Origin of the sequence: Lewinella sp. LCG006 (assembly GCF_040784935.1) — a bacterium.
GTDB lineage: Bacteria > Bacteroidota > Bacteroidia > Chitinophagales > Saprospiraceae > Lewinella.
Map to the genome: position 1 here is coordinate 5,317,905 of NZ_CP160680.1, position 17,939 is coordinate 5,335,843.

Here is a 17,939-nt window from a genome sequence, read left to right on the forward strand (position 1 = left end):
CTCATCTTCTGACTTTGGTTCTTCCTGGCAAGGGCTGATTGGATAATTATTTACGCCAAAACTATTAATGTTAATTGATTGTTAACTATTAGTAAAATTAAAGTGTATATTTAGTTATCTTTGTGTAAACGAAACACTGTTCAAGCCAATGTTTACCGATTTTATTCAAGAAGAACAGGAATATGAGAGAGTTATGGACAATAATATTGCTTACCCTTCTCGGGAATAGCCTGCTGCTCAGCCAGCGGAGTATTGCTTATTTGAATACACCAATTCGTCCGATCAGCGGAGAAATGGTCACTAAGGATGACCTCATCAATTTGTCTTTTCAATTGGATCGGGGAATGATCTATGTAAAAGCAGCTGTAGAAGGACAAACGGGTGATTTCATTCTTGATACAGGCGCTCCGGGGTTGGTGGTCAACGAAATTCCACAAGGGGCTACTACCGACTACCAAGCCAAATCCTGTTCACAGGAAGTTGTGATTGGCGTTAAGCCGGTAAAGTCATTCTCCTGGGCCAACCGTACACTTCGTAATCTGGAAGCCATTACACTGGACCTTAGTCACCTTGACAAGTTGCACAATGGCTCGGTAGTGGGCATGATTGGTTATGAACTCTTGAAAAACAATACCTTATTTATTGATTATCAGCGCAGTCAGTTGTTGTTGTTAAAAAACAGAATGAATGTTGCTTTGGCTGCTCCCAGTGCTCGAATTCCTTTTGAGTTGTACGACCACCTTCCGGTTATTGAGGTGGTAATTGGAGGTAAGACGCTTCGCTTGGGGATAGATACCGGTGCAGCTACAAATCTGCTTGACCGAAATTGTGCCCATCATTTATCTGACTTCTTACAGCATGGTGCTGCCGAAGAAATTCAAGGATTAGACCAGGGCGTGCAACAGGTAGCTGCCGCCCGTCTCAATGGCATGAAGGCGAGTGGATTTGACTTTTCTGGTAAGTTTCTATTACTGGACTTATCCCACCTGGAGATGGACGAATTACACCCGCTTGATGGACTACTCGGCTATCAGTTTTTGTCCAATTATCGGGTAGCCATTGATTACCCTAACCAGGAAATTTTGCTCTGGCCACTCGTGGAGGAATAATCTTAAACCAAAGCCAACGCATAGAATGTATCACAGCTGGAGTGCCCTGTAGCACCTTCCGCACCTTGAAGTTGTTGGAATCCGCGCAGGCGATAGAGGGCATTGGCGGAAGTCATGCGGTTGACGGTCTCCAGGTACATCCGCTGATAACCTTTCTGGGTTGCGGCTTCAATACAGTGGTTGAGTAGTTTTTTGCCCATTCCATGACCTCGGATTTCGGAGAGGAAATACATTTTTTTTAACTCACAAGTAGCTCCATCCCCTCCGGACAAAGGCCCGAAGCCGCCGCAACCGAGCACTTGACCTTGGTGTTCTACCACAAAAAAGGCTGCTTTGTCTCCCTGATAAGCTTCGTACATATGGTCCACTTCGGGATCTTCAATAGAAAACCCAGGCCCCACACAACTGAATTCCGTCATTACCTGACGAATAATCTTGGCAACTTGTGCGTTATCAGCAGCTTGTATTGGGCGGAGGATTGGTGTAGACATGTTAGGAATATTTACAAAGGAATAAAGATCACATAATTTATTTTAGTCGGAGATCGGAAGTGGGAAATCGGAAGTATTTTCATCATCCCAGGGGCAAGGTAGACCGTTCATACGGTAAACATTTCTAATCATGTAAGCGTACCTCATTACTTCCGACTTCCGACTTCCCACTTCCTTAAATCTCTTCCTTATCCAAATCCACCTGGCCAAAATAGACGAGGATGAATCCCGCGAGTACCATCAGGATTTTGGTCATAAAGGCACCAAGTCCACCAAATGCTCTGAGCCAGTACAAAAAGGCAAAGTCGACGCCAACAAAGTTGAGGAAAATGGCTAAAAAACCAATTATGACAAAAAGAAACCCGATGATGGTTAAAAACGTTTTATTTTTATTCATAAGACCCTATTGCTTTAAACTTTTGGAGAACCTAACAAGAATAACCCATTTATGATCAAATTGATCGAATGCCCACGTGATGCGATGCAAGGTTTGAAAACTTTCATTCCTACGGAAACTAAGGCCAAATATCTGAATTTACTCTTACAAGTGGGCTTTGATACGCTCGATTTTGGAAGTTTTGTTAGCCCCAAGGCTATTCCACAAATGAGAGATACCGCCGAAGTACTTTCTTTGCTGGATTTGTCTAGTACCAACACCAAGCTGCTGGCGATTGTTGCTAATCAGCGAGGTGCGGAAGCAGCGGTAGCTTTTCCAGAGATAGACTACCTGGGTTATCCGTTTTCTGTATCTGAGACTTTTCAATTGCGTAATACCAATGCGACCATCGCTGAATCGCTGGAAAGGGTGAAACGGATTCAGGACTTGTGTCAACAACATGATAAAGAGATGGTGCTTTACCTCTCGATGGGTTTTGGCAACCCTTATGGAGACCCCTGGAATGCTGAAACGATCATGCATTGGGTAGAGCAGCTTTCACAGTTGGATATCAAAATCTTTCAGCTCAGCGATACGATTGGTGTAGCCAAGCCTCCTAGCATATCTTATCTTTTTAATGAATTGGTACCAGCGTATCCCCAACTGGAAATTGGAGCGCATTTTCATACTACGCCTACTACTTGGCAAGAAAAAGTGGCTGCTGCTGCCGAAGCTGGCTGTGTCCGTTTTGACGGTGCGATCCGTGGCTTCGGTGGCTGCCCGATGGCCAAGGACGACCTTACCGGGAATATGCCCATGGAGCACCTCGTCTACCATTTTGCCGAGCAGCAACAAGCTACCGGAGTAGATATTAAATTATTTAGCAAAGCTTATCAGGAAGCGGCCGAGGTCTTTCCAAGTCATTAGTGACGGAGCAAAAATTACTTAGTAAAGCGCAAGTTGAAGGAGTAATTTTTTCCAGGAATACTAAGTTCATTTTTTTATCTTTGGCCTCATTGTTATTCCTGGCCCAATAAAAGGGCTGATTAAAAAAAGAGAAAGCTACCTATGAGCTTTTGGGATCGTATTAAACGTTGGTTTGCAGGTAATACAGCGCCTCCAGTGGCTACAAAAACACCCCCGAGTAAGCCCCCTCAGCCTGCTACGGTGCCTATAGTAGATCAGCCCAACGACGATCTACCTTCTCCTGGGGATACGCCTATCGATACTTTTCAGTTGATCTTCAGTAATAAAGACAAACACACCACACTTATGCTCAATTCTATCTCCCTTAGTTCGGATATGAAAACCCTTTACCTGATCGACAATGGTCGGGCTATCCCTTTTGATCTTACGGTACCTGAAGGCGTGCTGGTAGGTTTGCTAGGTGATCAATTGGTGGTTGCGACAGGAACGACAGTACCTGTTCCGCAAGAAGTTCCGCTACCTACAGTGGAAGGTGCTATTGAAGATACTGAAGTGGCACGCACTCGTCCGGTGGAGAAGACGTATACGTTTAAGGCTGGTGAGAATAGTCAGTATACGGTTAGTTATAATGCGAAGAATAAGGCGTTGAGCATCATTGGTGTTGATGATGTAGTTATTCATTTAGAGGCCCCAGAAGATGGTAGTTGTTCTGAGCAAATGTTCGATTTAGATAACAAGAAGGCAGTGAGAATTAACTGGGTAAAAGACGAACTTATATTGACAAATTTGGCATAGTATCTTTGCTGGATTGACACTTAATTTTGTTTTTTTAGTCGCAAATACTTTATGCTTTTTCCCAAAAGCTGACTTTCTATCCATAGAAGTGAAATCTCGTCAAGCCCAGCTAATACTGGCCTTTCTAGACTTTCAATTTCTTCTTTTAACTGAACCAATACTTCGTTTTCTTCTTTTCGCGAACCACTTTTTTGCAGTCGTTGGATACTACTGGAAATTAATTTGTAGAACGGGAAAAGGTTCGATTTCTGTAGTTTGCTAAAGTAACGGTTTACTGATCGTAGGGTGTTTTCTGTTTTGTCAAAGTCACCAAGACGATGGATAGCCAGCAGGTAGATGATTTGACTACCTTCATGAATATCTCTTCTTAAATCAGGATTTTTTCGTAACAATGGCTTTAAGGTCTCTAGCCATTCCATACATTCTTTAAAGCGGTCATTAAGAAAGAGTAATAGGATTGTATTGAAATGAATACTTAGATGGGAACTTGGGGTAAGATCATATTGCTTAATTCCTCTAGTAAGGTCCCTTAAGCTATCATTGATGTCTTCGGTTGGCTTGTTGAGCAGATAAATCAAATCATAGATAGCAATTCTTTCAAAGAGTAAAGTTTTGCCTTGATAGTTAGGTGCTTCGTGGCTTTTTAATTCACTTAATAGTCGAGGAAGAGAATCAAAAATGGCAGGATTTCTGGAGGTAGCTGATAGAAGATTGGAAAAGTCTCCTACGTAGAGGACAAAGTTCTCTGAAATTAGCTTGTCGTGATTTCGCCATGTTTCAACTGTTTGCAGATATTGGTTAAAGACCTGCTCACTATCTCCTTTTAGGCGGTAAAACAGTGCTAAGAATTGATGAAACCTCCATTTAGCATGAAAGGAATGAAATTGATTAGGTTCAAGGTTTAGAATCTTTTGATAATTTTCCGCTATTACCGAAATTTCTTCATTGGCTAGACGCTGTGGATACCGAAGGAAATCAATGGAGAGGGCGTCGTAGTTATCATGTAACCAGAGTTCCTCTTTTAGGAAGGAAAGATGACGCTCCTTCTCTTCTATTAACTCATTTACTTGATCTTGATAGTCTTTATTGAGATACTCCTTAATCAACTGCCGCTGCCTGAGGTTAATCTCCAATACCGCCAGGTGATCTTCCAACTCTAAAGCCAAGCTCTTCGCTTCGGCCAGCCGGTTTTCGGCCTGCTCGTAAAGCTTGCGCTCAAAGAGGATTTTGGCGTCGGTGAGTAGTTCCTTGATGCGGGTTTTGTAGGATTTCTTGCTTTGGTAATCGCGCATGGAACGCAGAATGGCTTCGTAAAGTCGTGCTTTATCGTCTCCTAACTTTGGGCCAAAGGTTTTTTTGAGCGGCTTCTCGGTGTATTCTTCCTGGTCGTTGATGGCCTGGAAGAGGGTGAGGTAGCGGCTTTGCTTGCGCCCACTCTTCTGTGCATCCAGGGTAAAGTACCGCTTCTCCGATTTGGACAAAGATTTGATCAGATGAAAGAGGTGGTCTTTACTACGCATAATATTGAGCGGCTATTCCTAGTACCAAGTACGATGTACCTAATACCTTTTAATTTCCTCCCAAACCATTCAATAACTGCAAATAGGGTAGAGGAATTTCAATGACGGTACGGCCATTGACCATCTGCGCACGGGCATTGGTCGCTGGTACAATAGGTTGGTTACTTCCCTGCCCGGCAGGGAGCAAACGGCCACCATCAACCCCAAAAGTGGCCAGATCACGGGCAACCGTTAGGGCTCTGTCGATGCTTACTTCCCAGTCGTAGTCGATATTGCTGCTAGGGTTTACGTGGCTAATCACGTGGACCGGGAGCTCAGGGTTGTCGCGGAGTACGACCGCAATTTGCTGCAAAGCCTGTCTTCCTTTCCAGTGGACAAGATTGGACTCGCCCTGAGGGAAGAGAAGTGCCTGGTTCAAGGTCAATACAACGCTTTCCGTATTGGTTTCGATATTGACTTCGTTGTTGGGGAAACCGACCAAGACCCTTTGGAAGTAATTGACCAGTGCTGCCCGCTGTTGGTCGATATTTGCTTTTTCAGCATTCAGCTGATTGTAGCGAGCATCAGGTACGGCATCATAACCCGTAGGAGAATTATATGCACCACGTGCTTCCATCTGCTGAAGCTCAGCGTTGCGGTTGCGTAGCTGGCCTTCCATTTGGGTCAGGGAGCGTTCCTTGCGATCCAGTTCTTCCTGACGCAGCGCTAGTTCGGCTTCAAGCGTCTGGGTTTCGTAGCTGGTCGTCGCCAATACCTTCTGGTTGTCACCTACGAGGTTGTTGTAGCGCTGTACCACATCCTGGTAATTGCGATTGAGTGCAATGTTGGTAGCAGTGAGGCGCTCCAATTCGCGGGTCAGCGCCTGGTATTCGGCCTGCGTTTGGTTATTGTCAGAGACTACCGCCTGGTTGACAGCGCGGATACTGTCAGTAGCGAGGGCCTCTCCTTTATAATACTCCATCGTTTGTTCCAGTTCGGCATATTGCTGCTGAGGAACACAGGAGAATGCTAATAAGGTGCTTAAGACAGCGAGTGTGGTGAAAAGTTTCATAGGTAATGCTCGATTTCAGTTTACATTATAGCGAAATTAGCATTATGTAGCAAATTCCTCTTACTTTTGGCGCATAAAATCCCGCATGTATATGTTTATGAAAACACTTTCTTTCCTGATCATTACTTTATTTTTCTTCCAATGCGGAGGTGATAGCTCCGTTCGAGAGCAGGCAAAAGCGGAGGCCGAACAGCTAGCCAAAGCAACATCGGCATCGAATACCCTTGCGAATGCTGATCCCAAGGCACCCACCACACCGCGCAATCCCGTGATCAACGAGACCCTTACGCTGGCCATGGGCAACAGCGAAGTAAAAGCTGGCGAAACCACCTGCTTACCCGTAACTGCTACCGGTTTCACCGATCTGATTGGTTTGCAATTTTCTATCCGCTGGGAGCGCGAAGAACTGGATTATGTGAAAGTGGATAATTTGGAATTGACCGACCTTGGTCCGCAAAACTTCGGGGATACCCATTCCGAACTAGGGGTCGTAGCCCTGAGTTGGATTCACCAATCACTGCAGGGCGTTTCCTTGCCCCCGGATTCCCACCTGTTTGACATTTGTTTTACGCCAAAGGTGAAAGCCGGTGGCAAGGTTGATGTTCGCTTTGAAGATCGGCCCGTAGCTTTCGAGGTCATCACCGTCAAAGAGGAGTTGATGCAATTCTCAGGCAAGAATGGGCAAATAAAAGTGGTGAACTAGAGCGCAGATGAATTACTGTAGCCATTGTGGAGCCTCTGGGCCCGTTTTAGAAATTCCAGAAGGAGATAATCGTCCAAGGTTTATTTGCAAATCCTGTGATACCATCCATTATTCTAACCCCAACATAGTAGCGGGCTGTCTGCCGATTTGGGGGGATAAAGTATTACTGTGCCGTAGGGCAATTCCTCCCAGAGAAGGGTATTGGAATGTGCCAAGTGGTTATCTTGAAAACGGAGAAAGCGTAGAAGAAGGAGCGATTCGCGAAGTATGGGAAGAAGCGGAAGCCAAGGTGACTATTCGAGGGGTACACAGCCTTTATAGCTTACCTCATATCAATCAAATATACATCCATTTTTTAGCTGATCTTGAAGATGGTCAGTACGGTGTTGGTCCGGAGAGTTCGGAAACACAATTGTTTAGCGAAGAAGAAATTCCCTGGCAAGAAATAGCCTTTACCTCTTCGGTGTTTACGCTCAAGAAGTTTTTTGCCGATCGGCAGGAGGGGCAACAAAATACGCACCTGGGAGTGTACGATTACCCTAAAAAGGACCCATCGAAATAGAAGGGGAGGAGCACTTTAGCGGAATTCAACACGTAAACTGGCCCACTTTCGCCCTGAAGTAGTACTTGGATGTCACCACTTTGCCGATGTTCGGCTTCTACCATTACCTGCCGACAAGCTCCACAGGGTGCTGCCGGTTGTAAAACGGGCTTTTGCGGATTACGTACCCTAATGGCCATCTGCAAAATTTTGGCTTGTGGGTAAGTAGAGATTGCTGTTGCCAAGGCACTACGTTCGGCGCAAAGACACATCGGATAGGCGGCATTTTCAAAGTTGGCGCCGGAAAGCACTTCGCCATTATCGAGTAAAACCGCAGCGCCTACGTAGAAATTTGAGTAAGGGGCGTAGGCTTTATCCAGGGCTTGTGCTGCAGCATGGAGTAAATCCTGCTGCGCTTGAGGAAGCGCTTTAGCCTCGACGGATTGCCAGTTGACCTGTAGACTATGGTTATGATTGGGCATAAATGATTTTAGTGGAGGGTTGTTTTCGCCAACCCACTTTAGAAACTGTATTAAACGAAAGTTAATTACGGTTGACTTAGCGTAAAAACGAAACTAAGTCATCTATATTATTCCTAAAGATAGTATCTTACGCTCAATATCCTCAAAAATACTATTCCAGCTATGAATAGCATCCTCGTCATAGGTGCAGGCCGTTCTTCCGGCGCATTAATCAATTACGTACTTGAAAAAGCCAGGGTAAAGGGCTGGTTTGTTACAGTGGCTGATGCCGATCCTTCATTGGCGGAAGCTAAGGTCAACGGGCACCCCAATGGTCGTCCTGCCTGGCTAGATGTACACAAAGTCAATGACCGCAAAGAATTGATTGGCCGTGCCGATGTGGTGGTTTCTTTGCTGCCAGCTCACCTGCATGTAGAAGTAGCACAAGATTGTATTAAGCTCAACAAACATCTAATTACAGCGTCTTACGTTTCCAAGGAAATGTACAGTTTGGGCGATGAAGTGCGCGACCGAGAGTTGATTTTCATGGGCGAAATGGGGCTTGACCCCGGCATTGACCACATGTCGGCCATGCAAAAGATTGATGAAATCAAAGCGAAAGGGGGAAAATTGATTTCCTTCCGTTCGTATACCGGAGGGCTGATTGCCCCTGAGAGTGACAATAACCCCTGGCATTATAAATTTACCTGGAATCCACGTAACGTAGTACTGGCAGGCCAGGGTACTGCCCAGTATTTGCGTAAGAAAAAATATAAATTCATTCCCTACAACCGCTTGTTCCGAAAAACCTGGGACATTGAAGTGCCGGGAATGGGCCCTTTTGAAGTGTATGCCAACCGTGATAGTTTGCTCTACCGAGAGCAGTATGGCCTCAAGAATATTCCCACCATTCTTCGGGGGACTATTCGTTACCCTGGGTATTGTGCGGCCTGGAATGCGCTTATCAAGATTGGCCTTACGGATGCTGATTTCCCCATCCTTGATAGTGATAAACTTACTTATCATGGATTGATGGAAGCCTTTGCACCGGAAGGTAGTGGCTCGGTTAAGGACCGCATAGCTGGTATGATTAAGGAAAAGCCTGATTCTGACGTGATGCAGAAACTGGACTGGCTTGGCTTGTTCAGTAAGCGTAAGATTGGAATCCCCAATGCTACACCAGCACTTATTTTAGAAAACCTTCTTTTGAAAAAGTGGAAGCTGGAGCCTGAGGATAAGGACATGATCATCATGCAGCACGAGTTTGTTTATACCCTCAACGGCAAAAAACGCAAGCTGATCTCCTCGATGGTTATGAAAGGTGAAAACCAACACGATACTGCGATGGCCCGCCTGGTAGGATTACCGATGGGGATTTTTGTAGGTTTGATCATTGAAGGTAAAATCAAGTCAACCGGAGTACAAATTCCGGTGATGAAAGAGGTTTACGAGCCCGTGTTGGAAGAGCTTAAGCAATATGGAGTAACATTCACTGAACAGGAAGAAGTTCTTAAGTAAATTCATTGGGCCTACTTAGTAGCATTGAGCATCGTTTGACCAACGCTCGCGCCTTTCAGCTCTTTCAGTTGATGCGGCAGGGGGCACTCATTCTTATTGCAATAGCATTGGCCAAAGCGCCCTTGTCGGTAGCGCAGGTGGGTACTTTCGAGATGCTTACCTACTTGGGCTATTTGCTTACCTTTTTTTGGGTGTCAGGGTTTATGCAGGGCTTGCTTAGTCATTATCCTACGTTGGCTCCGCAGCAAAAGCAGCAATTGCTTTTTCAATCTTTTTTGGTTTTTACGGGTGTTGGACTGGGTTTGGCTTCGTTATTACTGCTGGGGCAGGAGTGGTTGCTGCCACTGCTGGTGCAACGCACTTCATTGCCATATCTGGGGTTATTCGTTGTCTTTTTGGTGAGTAGCCTTACTGCTAGTCTGCAGGAACATTTTTACTTATTGGAAGGACGCAAAATAGCCTTAGTGATTTATGGTGCGCTGAGTGCTGGTGCTCAGGTAATTGCGGTGGCCTTGCCGCCTTTTTGGGGTTGCGATTTTGCGTATAGTTTTTGGGGTTTGGCGGCGGTGGGGATGCTCAAGTGGTGTTGGTTGCTTGGTTATGTTGTTCGTAATGGTGCATGGCGTTGGTCGGAAGAGATTCTGAAAAGCTGGTGGCTCATTTCCTGGCCTTTGGGTTTGTATGCACTGATGGCAGGACTCAATCAGTCATTGGGGCCCTGGCTCGTGGGGTACTTCTTTGCAGGAGACACAGAAGCCTTCGCGCTCTATCGCTACGGAGCGCGTGAACTTCCATTACTTTCGGCATTGGCAGGGGCCTTGGGGAGTGCACTGATTCCAGCCATTGCGCAGCACTTGGATAATGGTCTGAAAGACCTGCGACAAGAGACGACCCAACTTTACCACTTGCTCTTTCCGTTAACGATTTTGCTCTTGCTGACGGCGCATTGGTGGTTTCCCTGGGTCTTTTCTTCAGACTACCAGGATAGTGTTCCCCTGTTTCGTACCTTTTTATTGCTTACTTCTGCACATTTGCTTTTTGCGCGCACCGTATTGGTGGCCAAGCAAGATACGCGTTGGATTCCTCTCTTCGCTGTCGGGAGTTTTTGCTTCCAATTACTGCTGGGGTTCTTGCTGGTGCCGATATTAGGCTTAAATGGCGTAGCGTTGGCGGCAGTGTTGGCTTTTGGCGCAGAGAAGGTACTTCTGGTGCTTTATGTGCAAAAGAAGTATGGACTTTCGTGGATGGTTTACACGCCCTGGAAATGGTGGTTGTTTTATAGCATACTGTTGTTGTTGGGGTATTTGTTGTTGGGGTAGTGTGCCGTGATGTAGATACAATCTACGCCTAACGGGTATTTCCTGTTGAAGCCGCAGGAAAATTTGTAGTTTTGTAGCTCAATGTAACTCATCAAACAGAACAAGATACATGTCTAAAGTACTCATTATCGGTGCCGGAGGAGTAGGTCGGGTGACGACCATCAAATGTGCTCAACATCCGGACGTTTTTTCAGGAATTATGCTGGCTAGCCGCACCAAATCCAAATGCGATGTGATCGCGGAAGATATTCGGCAACAATTGGGATATACCAATATTGAAACTGCGGCAGTAGACGCCGAGAATGTGCCGGAATTGGTAGCACTTATCCGTTCTTACGGTCCCAAATTGGTGGTGCATGTGGCGCTTCCTTATCAGGACCTGACCATCATGGATGCTTGTCTTGAAGCAGGCGTGCATTACCTTGATACGGCAAATTACGAGCCTAAAGACGAAGCCAAATTTGAGTACAGCTGGCAATGGGCTTACCAGGATCGCTTCCGTGAGGCTGGACTGCTGGCAGTATTAGGTTGTGGTTTTGACCCCGGTGTGACCAGCATTTTTACTGCCCGTGCTGCCAAGCATTTCTTTGATGAAATTCACTACCTCGACATCGTGGATGCGAATGCGGGGGATCACGGTAAGGCTTTTGCCACCAACTTTAACCCTGAGATCAACATCCGGGAAGTAACGCAAAAAGGTCGCTACTGGGAGAATGGCCAATGGGTAGAAACCGAGCCACACGAGATCATGAAGGTGCTCAACTACCCAGATGTAGGACCAAAGAACTCCTACCTTATCTACCACGAGGAGTTGGAATCATTGGTGAAAAACTTCCCAACCCTCAAGCGGGCCCGTTTCTGGATGACCTTTGGGGATGAATACCTGACGCACTTGCGTGTTATTCAGAACATTGGCATGGCTGGTATTGAGCCAGTGATGCATAAAGGAGTGGAGATCATTCCGCTGGAATTCCTAAAGTCGGTATTGCCAGACCCTGGTGATCTGGGTGAAAACTACACGGGGCAGACCAGCATTGGTTGCCGAATCCGCGGTATCAAAGATGGCAAAGAGAAAACCTACTATATCTGGAACAATTGTAGCCACGAAGCGGCCTACAAGGAGACAGGTGCACAAGGTGTGAGCTATACCACTGGCGTGCCCGCCATGACAGGTGCTATGATGATACTGACCGGCAAATGGAGCGGTGTAGGGGTGAAGAACGTAGAAGAGTTCAATCCCGATCCATTCCTGGAAGTCTTGGGCAATCACGGCCTGCCTTGGCACGAGGAGCACAATGTGGATTTAGAGCTATAAAGCCGGCAATGCCGGTAGGGCCTGTATCAGCAGGGGTGTTTGCAACACAACACCCCTGCTGCATTAGTTTTCCTATCTTTGGCTGTCTGCTATTGAACAGCGGAGAATCAATATTATGATGCAACCTTTCGAAAAGACTTTGCCCTTCAAAACGGATGGCGCTTACCATGGTTTCGCGGAGGTGAGTGGTATGCTGCATATTGAGCGTGACCATTTAGAACTAGAGTTTGAGGTGAAGGATAGCTTTTTGGGAGCCCTGAAATCTGGGCCAAAACAGCTGGAGATTGCCTATGCTGACTTGTCAAATTTGACCTATGTACGTACCCTTTTTACATCTAGGTTAGAAATCAAAGTTAAACGTTTGGGGGTTTTATCGCGTTTTCCCGCTGCTAAAGATGGAATGATTTCCCTCAAAATCAAGCGAAAGCTAAAGGAGGAAGCGGAAGATATCGCAACTTATGCCAACCTACGGATTGCCGAGATAGGGTTGGAGAACCTGGAAGGGTAGGAGCAATGAAAGTAATCAAAGTGGTATGCGGTATTATTTACAAAGAGAACAAGATATTCCTTTGCCGAAGAAAACCGGAAAAATCCCTGGGCGGCTATTGGGAATTTCCCGGCGGTAAAGTAGAACTCCACGAAAATCCAGAAGCGGCACTGCTGCGAGAACTCCACGAAGAATTAACGATGCAGGTAAATGTCGAACACTATTTCGGCACCTCTATGTATGATTACCCTGATTTTAAGATAGAACTGATTGCTTACGTCTGCACCCTTCAAGCCGATCAATTCGTCCTCACAGATCATGATGCCTTTGCGTGGGTAGCGCCGGAGGAATTACTCGATTGGAAGTTGTCGCCAGCGGATGTGGGGTTGGTGGAGGAGCTGTTATAAATGTTTTTTGATTAGAAATTATGTAAGCGTTTTATCAATCAACCACGTCTCACCCTCCAATTACCGGCACCAATACCTTTTCCGGCTTTACCGTAGGCTGTTCCTTAATCGGAATAAACTGCGTTTCCAAATATTCTTCATCCCGATAGGTGGTAGTGACGAGGACGGCGATGATCTTCACGTCGACATTAATTGCTTCTATCATGTTGTCGTTCGTGAGTTGGAGGGTATAATTGCCGCTGAGGTGTTGTGTCATTTTCCCAAATGCGGTAACACTATTGCCTTCGGCAACAGGGCGCTTGGATGCATCGTTGGTGATGGTGAAAAGGATGTTGTCGCCCGCTACTGGTGGAGAGGAAAACATACTCACACCCTCAATGGCGAGCAGGGCCAGGGCACCGTATCCAGAAGAAATGAATCCTGTAGAAATCATAGCTTTGGTGACATTGCTAGCGGCCGCCTTGGTGTTGGCACTCTTATACCAGGCATCACCAGTGGTGCCCGTAGAGATGGCGTAAGCCCAGGAGACGGTTTCGGTAGCCTTGTAAGGCAGATGAATATTGGGCTCGTATACCGCTTCGGGAATCGAGAAACGGATACTGTTGGTGTTGCCATTGAGATTGGTGGAGGAGTGTATCCGCTCGGTTCGGTTGAGGATAGTCTCTATAGTGGTGTCGATATCAGCTACGACTCGGCGACTACAAGCAACTTGTTTGGTCTCATAGCCAATGATGCTCGCTTCCGTGCTTGATTGTTCCACCCACTTTACAGCGGTGTTGAAGTTGGTTTTACCCGCTGCCGGAATTCTACCTATCGACAGGTGACACATACGGCTCCCCAATCCGCTGTGTTTCAAACGAAATTGGTAGACACCCTCCTCCATTATCTGTATGCGTTTTTGGGTCTTACTGACCTGAAGATTTGAGTAAACTACCTGATCGGGGTAACGTAGAATTTCCACCTCTCTCAGTTCCTTGCCATTGACTTCCTCCAAGGAAAATACCACCTCGTCGCCAGCGGTAAACCCAAAGTAAAGGTATTCTTCACCACTTATTTTCAGGGTCTGATCGGTTATTTCGATGGTCTGCTGCGCCACACATAGGGTAGTGAAACAGGAGAATAGGGTACCTATCAATAATCTTTTCATGTTCAACGGGTTTGATACATGGAGCAATAGTCTTGCGTAGTGCTAATATGATGAATCACGAGATTGCTGTTTTTCTGAATGACAAATTCACTCAAGCCTACATTGGTTTTGTTTCTTCGATTCCAATCGTAGGTGTAGCCGAGCTCTGTCCAGGGATAGTTCTTGTTCCACTCTGGGTTGTAGTAAGATGCCAAACGAAGGTCATTGATCCAATCTTTATGTTCTTCAGTGACGTCAGCAGGAAAAGCTAATTCACAAGCGCGGTCAGTAATTTCCGGGTCGGGACACGGGCGGAACAGGTCTTTGGGTTGAACCCAAAACTCAACGAAATACTGCTTTTTTGTATCTGGAGGTAAGCCCAATAATTGCTTCAGTCGGAGATCCAGACCTTCTCTCCGGCCAAAGGCTGGCGACTGGCACTTTTGCTGGAGCTGAGGAGCAAGCGTAACCCAGATGGGATAATTTCCTGTATTGTAAAAGCCGGTAGAAGGATTTGTTTTGTAATAAGTCGTGTCATTTTGCCAGGTAGCTACCAAGATGTATTCTTGGCCGGCAATGGTCTTGCGCACGAGATCTGGATTGGCTGGGGTAACCTGCGTGAGCGATTGAGAGATGTCCCAAGGTTGAGGCTTGGCAGCATCACCAATGACTTCAGCATAGACTTGTTGGATTTTTACTTCATCGTAATCCTTAGTCAATAAACGGGGAGAACAACTAAAAGTGGCAGTCAATGTCAGTAGAAACAGTAAGCGGTTAAAGGTTTGCATGATGAGTGTTAGGTTTCATTTAGAAACTCTAAATCTACCAATAATCAGTTATTTTCTTTCCAATGATCCAACAATTTCTTCGCCACGCTCATGTTGGTCACATCGGCAATCTCGGAGGCGCGGGCTTCCTGAATTTTCTTCAAAGACCCAAAATGAGTAAGCAATTTCTCTGCGGTTTTTTCACCGATACCGGGAATATTGGTCAAGCCGCTTTTGGTGAAATTTTGCGAGCGCTTGTCGCGATGGAAGGTGATCGCAAAGCGGTGTGCTTCATTACGAGCATGCTGGATAACTTTGAGGCTTTCTGATTTTTTGTTGATCAGCAGTGGGACCGAGTCGTTGGGGAAGAAAATTTCTTCCAACTTTTTAGCGATACCCACGACGGTGATTTTGTTTTCCAAACCCAACTTTGTAATGCTCTTCATGGCCGAACTCAACTGCCCTTTACCACCGTCGATGATAACCAACTGGGGGAGGGGCTGCTCCTCGTCTAGCAGGCGCTTGTAACGCCGATAGACCACTTCTTCCATGCTCGCAAAATCATCGGGCCCCACGACGGTTTTGATGTTGAATTTGCGGTAATCTTTTTTACTGGGTTTACCATTTTTGAACACGACACAGGCCGCCACGGGGTTAGTCCCCTGGATGTTGGAGTTATCAAAACACTCCAGGTGTAAGGGCACTTTATCCATTTGCAGGTCTTCCTGCATGGTTTTCAAGATCCTTTCCGTTGGGGTTTGTTTGGTGGCGTAGGTAGCTGCTTGCTTGCGTTTTTGCAGCAGGTAGTAATTGACGTTTTTCTCACTAAGATCCAACAGCTTTTTCTTATCGCCAATTTTTGGCACAACTACGGTCGCTTCGGTCTCTGGCAATTCAATTTCACGGCTCAGGATAATTTCCGTAGCAATGCTATTGAAACGTTCCCGCAAACGGGGAATAACGTATTGGAGCAAATCCTCCTCTTCGTCATCCAGGTTGGGGATCAACTCCTGGGTATGCGTATGGATGATGGCGCCATTCACTACCTTGAGGTAATTGACATAAGCTTCTTTATCATCAATAGCGAGACTAAATACATCTACATCGCGGATGGTGGTGCTCACCACAGTGCTTTTCGCCTGGTAGTCTTCAAAAGCAGTGAGGCGTTCCTTTAGTTTTTGAGCAGCCTCGAACTCCAGGTTTTCAGCGTGCTCTTGCATTTTATCCGTAAAGTGCTGTTTTACAGGCCCGAAATTGCCTTTAAGGATGTTTTTAATTTGGTCAATCTTCTCATTGTATTCGGCTTCGGATTCTAGTCCTTCACAAGGCCCCATGCAATTTTTGATGTGGTATTCCAGGCACACTTTTATTTTACCATCCTCAATGTTCTTCTCACTGAGGTTAAACGTGCAGGTCCGCAAAGGAAACAACTGCTTGATGAGGTCGAAGATGATGTTGATCTTCCCCTTACTGGTATAAGGCCCAAAGTAAGTACTGCCATCGCGGATCACCGTTCGAGTAAAAAACACCCTGGGGAAGCGCTCTTTTTTGATACAGATGTAGCTGTAGGTCTTGCCGTCCTTAAGCATTACATTGTAGCGTGGCTGGTACTGTTTGATGAGGGCACTCTCGAGCAGCAGTGCGTCAGTCTCCGTTTCTACCACAGTGAATTCCAGCCGAAAAGCATTCTTAACCATGATTCGGGTACGATGAATCCGGTCTTTTCGATCCCCAAAATAATCGGCTGTTCTACTTCGCAAGCTCTTGGCCTTCCCTACGTAAAGGATATTGTTTTCACTATCAATAAAGCGATAAACCCCCGGTTGTTTGGGGATGGTGTCAGCAATAGCTTGGTAGTCAGCAGTGGTCATTGATCTGGCAGAATGTATTTAGGAACAGCACAAAAACGAATTACGCAATATGCGGCATCAATAATAAAACAAATGATTGGGAAAAAGTTGAGAAGCACCGAGAAAACCCTTACACTTTTACACCCTTACACTTTTACACCATAATCTACCAATCCACCTTCACCCCATCCTTATAAAGCAAGAAGCGATCTTCTGGCTCATTGAAGGCCAGGGCCTGGTTGATACCGAAATCCACAGCCCCCTCAATGTCCATGCCTTGGGCAATACCGAAATAGAAACCTGAAGCGAAAGCCGTAGCGGCCTGGTCACCAACACTCCAGCTGGTGCCTACCACGTAAGGTACAATCTTGGAGATCGCTTCGGCTTGCTGGCTGGAATGACAGGCATTAAAGACGACTACTTTGATGGGGATGTTCTGGCGTTGTACGATGGACTTGAATGTACGCTTCAGAAAAGTCGTATTGACAAAATGAGCGTGACGCTTGTCTTCGTCTAATAGAAAAATTCCAGATTCCTCCTCTTGCTTTGCCGCAGAGGTCGTGGTGTCCTGCCTGCCAGCACGACTTTCTCTGATCATGTTTTGTACTTCGGGAGCTTTGCGGTCACCGTGTCCAGAAAAATGTACGATGTCGGGTTTCTCCAGAAAGAGGTACTCGGCAAATTCAGAAGGCGTCACCGCTTGTCGAAATTTCAGCGGGAATTTTTCGGGTTCCAGGGCTTCTTGTAGCCGAGCGGAAACGCGACTATGCTCGGTGGTGAGCTGCAATTTTGCCGTATCGGAAGGGTTGGAGGCCAGGAATAAAATTTTGGTGATACCATCTGTGCCGGCAGCGGAAGCAGCGGGTACCTGAGGGTTAGGTGCTGGACCTGTTACGGGTGTTGGTGTAGGCGTTGGTGAATCATTTTGCTCACTGAGATCCGTTAAAAAACCGAGCAAGCTGTGGGTCAGTTGTGCTTCTTCTTTGCGAAAATCATCGTCATCAATGATGCCGATCATTTTGTTCTTTTTATTGGAGTTATACCTGCTTTGGAATATCGTAATCGTCGTACTGTAGTCAGTATCATTGATCACTTCTGGCAATTGCGCCGCAGCGTTAATGGCACGCCCTAGTTTAGCGTTGCTCAGTAAACCTCTTATTTCCTGTATCGTCATTT

Annotated in this window: 19 protein-coding genes; 10 read left to right on the forward strand and 9 right to left on the reverse strand. The window is 46.1% G+C overall.

What is annotated here, in order from left to right; translation table 11 throughout:
- The first annotated feature begins 182 nt into the window (after positions 1–182).
- Positions 183–1,109 carry a pepsin/retropepsin-like aspartic protease family protein gene (locus AB0L18_RS19120; protein ID WP_367388917.1) on the forward strand — a complete coding sequence of 309 codons (927 nt, stop codon included), beginning with the start codon at positions 183–185 and terminating at the stop codon, positions 1,107–1,109.
- A gap of 2 nt (positions 1,110–1,111) precedes the next feature.
- Here the strand turns inward: AB0L18_RS19120 and AB0L18_RS19125 are convergent, their stop codons facing one another.
- Both AB0L18_RS19125 and AB0L18_RS19130 read right to left on the reverse strand, forming a co-directional pair.
- On the reverse strand, positions 1,112–1,600 hold the full coding sequence (locus AB0L18_RS19125) for a GNAT family N-acetyltransferase (RefSeq protein WP_367388918.1): 489 nt from the start codon (positions 1,598–1,600) through the stop codon (positions 1,112–1,114).
- Between the two features lie 175 nt (positions 1,601–1,775).
- Positions 1,776–1,997, reverse strand: a complete 222-nt coding sequence (locus AB0L18_RS19130) for a hypothetical protein (RefSeq protein ID WP_367388919.1) — start codon at positions 1,995–1,997, stop codon at positions 1,776–1,778.
- A 51-nt stretch (positions 1,998–2,048) separates the two neighbouring features.
- Between AB0L18_RS19130 and AB0L18_RS19135 the strand changes: the two genes are divergently transcribed.
- Both AB0L18_RS19135 and AB0L18_RS19140 read left to right on the forward strand, forming a co-directional pair.
- Positions 2,049–2,903, forward strand: coding sequence for a hydroxymethylglutaryl-CoA lyase (locus AB0L18_RS19135; protein ID WP_367388920.1), 855 nt, complete (start codon positions 2,049–2,051; stop codon positions 2,901–2,903).
- A 141-nt stretch (positions 2,904–3,044) separates the two neighbouring features.
- A complete protein-coding gene (locus AB0L18_RS19140) occupies positions 3,045–3,698 on the forward strand; it encodes a hypothetical protein (RefSeq protein ID WP_367388921.1) in 654 nt (217 codons plus the stop codon).
- Positions 3,699–3,718: 20 nt separating this feature from the next.
- On the opposite strand, the gene AB0L18_RS19145 is transcribed toward AB0L18_RS19140, so the two are convergent.
- The gene (locus AB0L18_RS19145) at positions 3,719–5,218 is read right to left on the reverse strand and encodes a hypothetical protein (protein ID WP_367388922.1); all 1,500 of its coding nucleotides are present in this window, start codon (positions 5,216–5,218) and stop codon (positions 3,719–3,721) included.
- A gap of 49 nt (positions 5,219–5,267) precedes the next feature.
- A complete protein-coding gene (locus AB0L18_RS19150) occupies positions 5,268–6,269 on the reverse strand; it encodes an OmpA family protein (protein WP_367388923.1) in 1,002 nt (333 codons plus the stop codon).
- Positions 6,270–6,360: 91 nt separating this feature from the next.
- On the opposite strand from AB0L18_RS19150, the gene AB0L18_RS19155 reads away from it, so the two are divergent.
- Positions 6,361–6,972, forward strand: a complete 612-nt coding sequence (locus AB0L18_RS19155; protein WP_367388924.1) for a hypothetical protein — start codon at positions 6,361–6,363, stop codon at positions 6,970–6,972.
- Positions 6,973–6,979: 7 nt separating this feature from the next.
- On the forward strand, positions 6,980–7,534 hold the full coding sequence (locus AB0L18_RS19160; protein WP_367388925.1) for an NUDIX hydrolase: 555 nt from the start codon (positions 6,980–6,982) through the stop codon (positions 7,532–7,534).
- Here the strand turns inward: AB0L18_RS19160 and AB0L18_RS19165 are convergent.
- The gene (locus tag AB0L18_RS19165) at positions 7,507–7,995 is read right to left on the reverse strand and encodes a cytidine deaminase (protein ID WP_367388926.1); all 489 of its coding nucleotides are present in this window, start codon (positions 7,993–7,995) and stop codon (positions 7,507–7,509) included. The genes AB0L18_RS19160 and AB0L18_RS19165 overlap by 28 nt on opposite strands.
- Before the next feature lie 162 nt (positions 7,996–8,157).
- Between AB0L18_RS19165 and AB0L18_RS19170 the strand changes: the two genes are divergently transcribed.
- The 5 genes from AB0L18_RS19170 to AB0L18_RS19190 all read left to right on the forward strand — a co-directional run bounded on the left by AB0L18_RS19170 (position 8,158) and on the right by AB0L18_RS19190 (position 13,020).
- On the forward strand, positions 8,158–9,492 hold the full coding sequence (locus AB0L18_RS19170; RefSeq protein WP_367388927.1) for a saccharopine dehydrogenase C-terminal domain-containing protein: 1,335 nt from the start codon (positions 8,158–8,160) through the stop codon (positions 9,490–9,492).
- A 5-nt stretch (positions 9,493–9,497) separates the two neighbouring features.
- Positions 9,498–10,811 carry a lipopolysaccharide biosynthesis protein gene (locus tag AB0L18_RS19175; protein WP_367388928.1) on the forward strand — a complete coding sequence of 438 codons (1,314 nt, stop codon included), beginning with the start codon at positions 9,498–9,500 and terminating at the stop codon, positions 10,809–10,811.
- A 109-nt stretch (positions 10,812–10,920) separates the two neighbouring features.
- Positions 10,921–12,126 carry a saccharopine dehydrogenase family protein gene (locus AB0L18_RS19180; protein WP_367388929.1) on the forward strand — a complete coding sequence of 402 codons (1,206 nt, stop codon included), beginning with the start codon at positions 10,921–10,923 and terminating at the stop codon, positions 12,124–12,126.
- Positions 12,127–12,241: 115 nt separating this feature from the next.
- On the forward strand, positions 12,242–12,634 hold the full coding sequence (locus AB0L18_RS19185) for a hypothetical protein (protein ID WP_367388930.1): 393 nt from the start codon (positions 12,242–12,244) through the stop codon (positions 12,632–12,634).
- A gap of 5 nt (positions 12,635–12,639) precedes the next feature.
- Complete coding sequence (locus AB0L18_RS19190) at positions 12,640–13,020, forward strand: (deoxy)nucleoside triphosphate pyrophosphohydrolase (protein WP_367388931.1); 381 nt, start codon at positions 12,640–12,642, stop codon at positions 13,018–13,020.
- A gap of 49 nt (positions 13,021–13,069) precedes the next feature.
- On the opposite strand, the gene AB0L18_RS19195 is transcribed toward AB0L18_RS19190, so the two are convergent.
- The 4 genes from AB0L18_RS19195 to AB0L18_RS19210 form a co-directional block, all read right to left on the reverse strand.
- Positions 13,070–14,167: a hypothetical protein gene (locus tag AB0L18_RS19195; protein ID WP_367388932.1), complete on the reverse strand. Its 1,098-nt coding sequence runs from the start codon at positions 14,165–14,167 to the stop codon at positions 13,070–13,072.
- A gap of 2 nt (positions 14,168–14,169) precedes the next feature.
- On the reverse strand, positions 14,170–14,934 hold the full coding sequence (locus AB0L18_RS19200) for a hypothetical protein (protein WP_367388933.1): 765 nt from the start codon (positions 14,932–14,934) through the stop codon (positions 14,170–14,172).
- Between the two features lie 44 nt (positions 14,935–14,978).
- Positions 14,979–16,784, reverse strand: coding sequence for an excinuclease ABC subunit UvrC (uvrC, locus tag AB0L18_RS19205; RefSeq protein ID WP_367388934.1), 1,806 nt, complete (start codon positions 16,782–16,784; stop codon positions 14,979–14,981).
- 145 nt (positions 16,785–16,929) lie between these two features.
- Entirely contained in the window at positions 16,930–17,937 is a 1,008-nt protein-coding gene (locus AB0L18_RS19210; protein ID WP_367388935.1) for a CHAT domain-containing protein, read from the reverse strand.
- Positions 17,938–17,939: the final 2 nt, after the last annotated feature.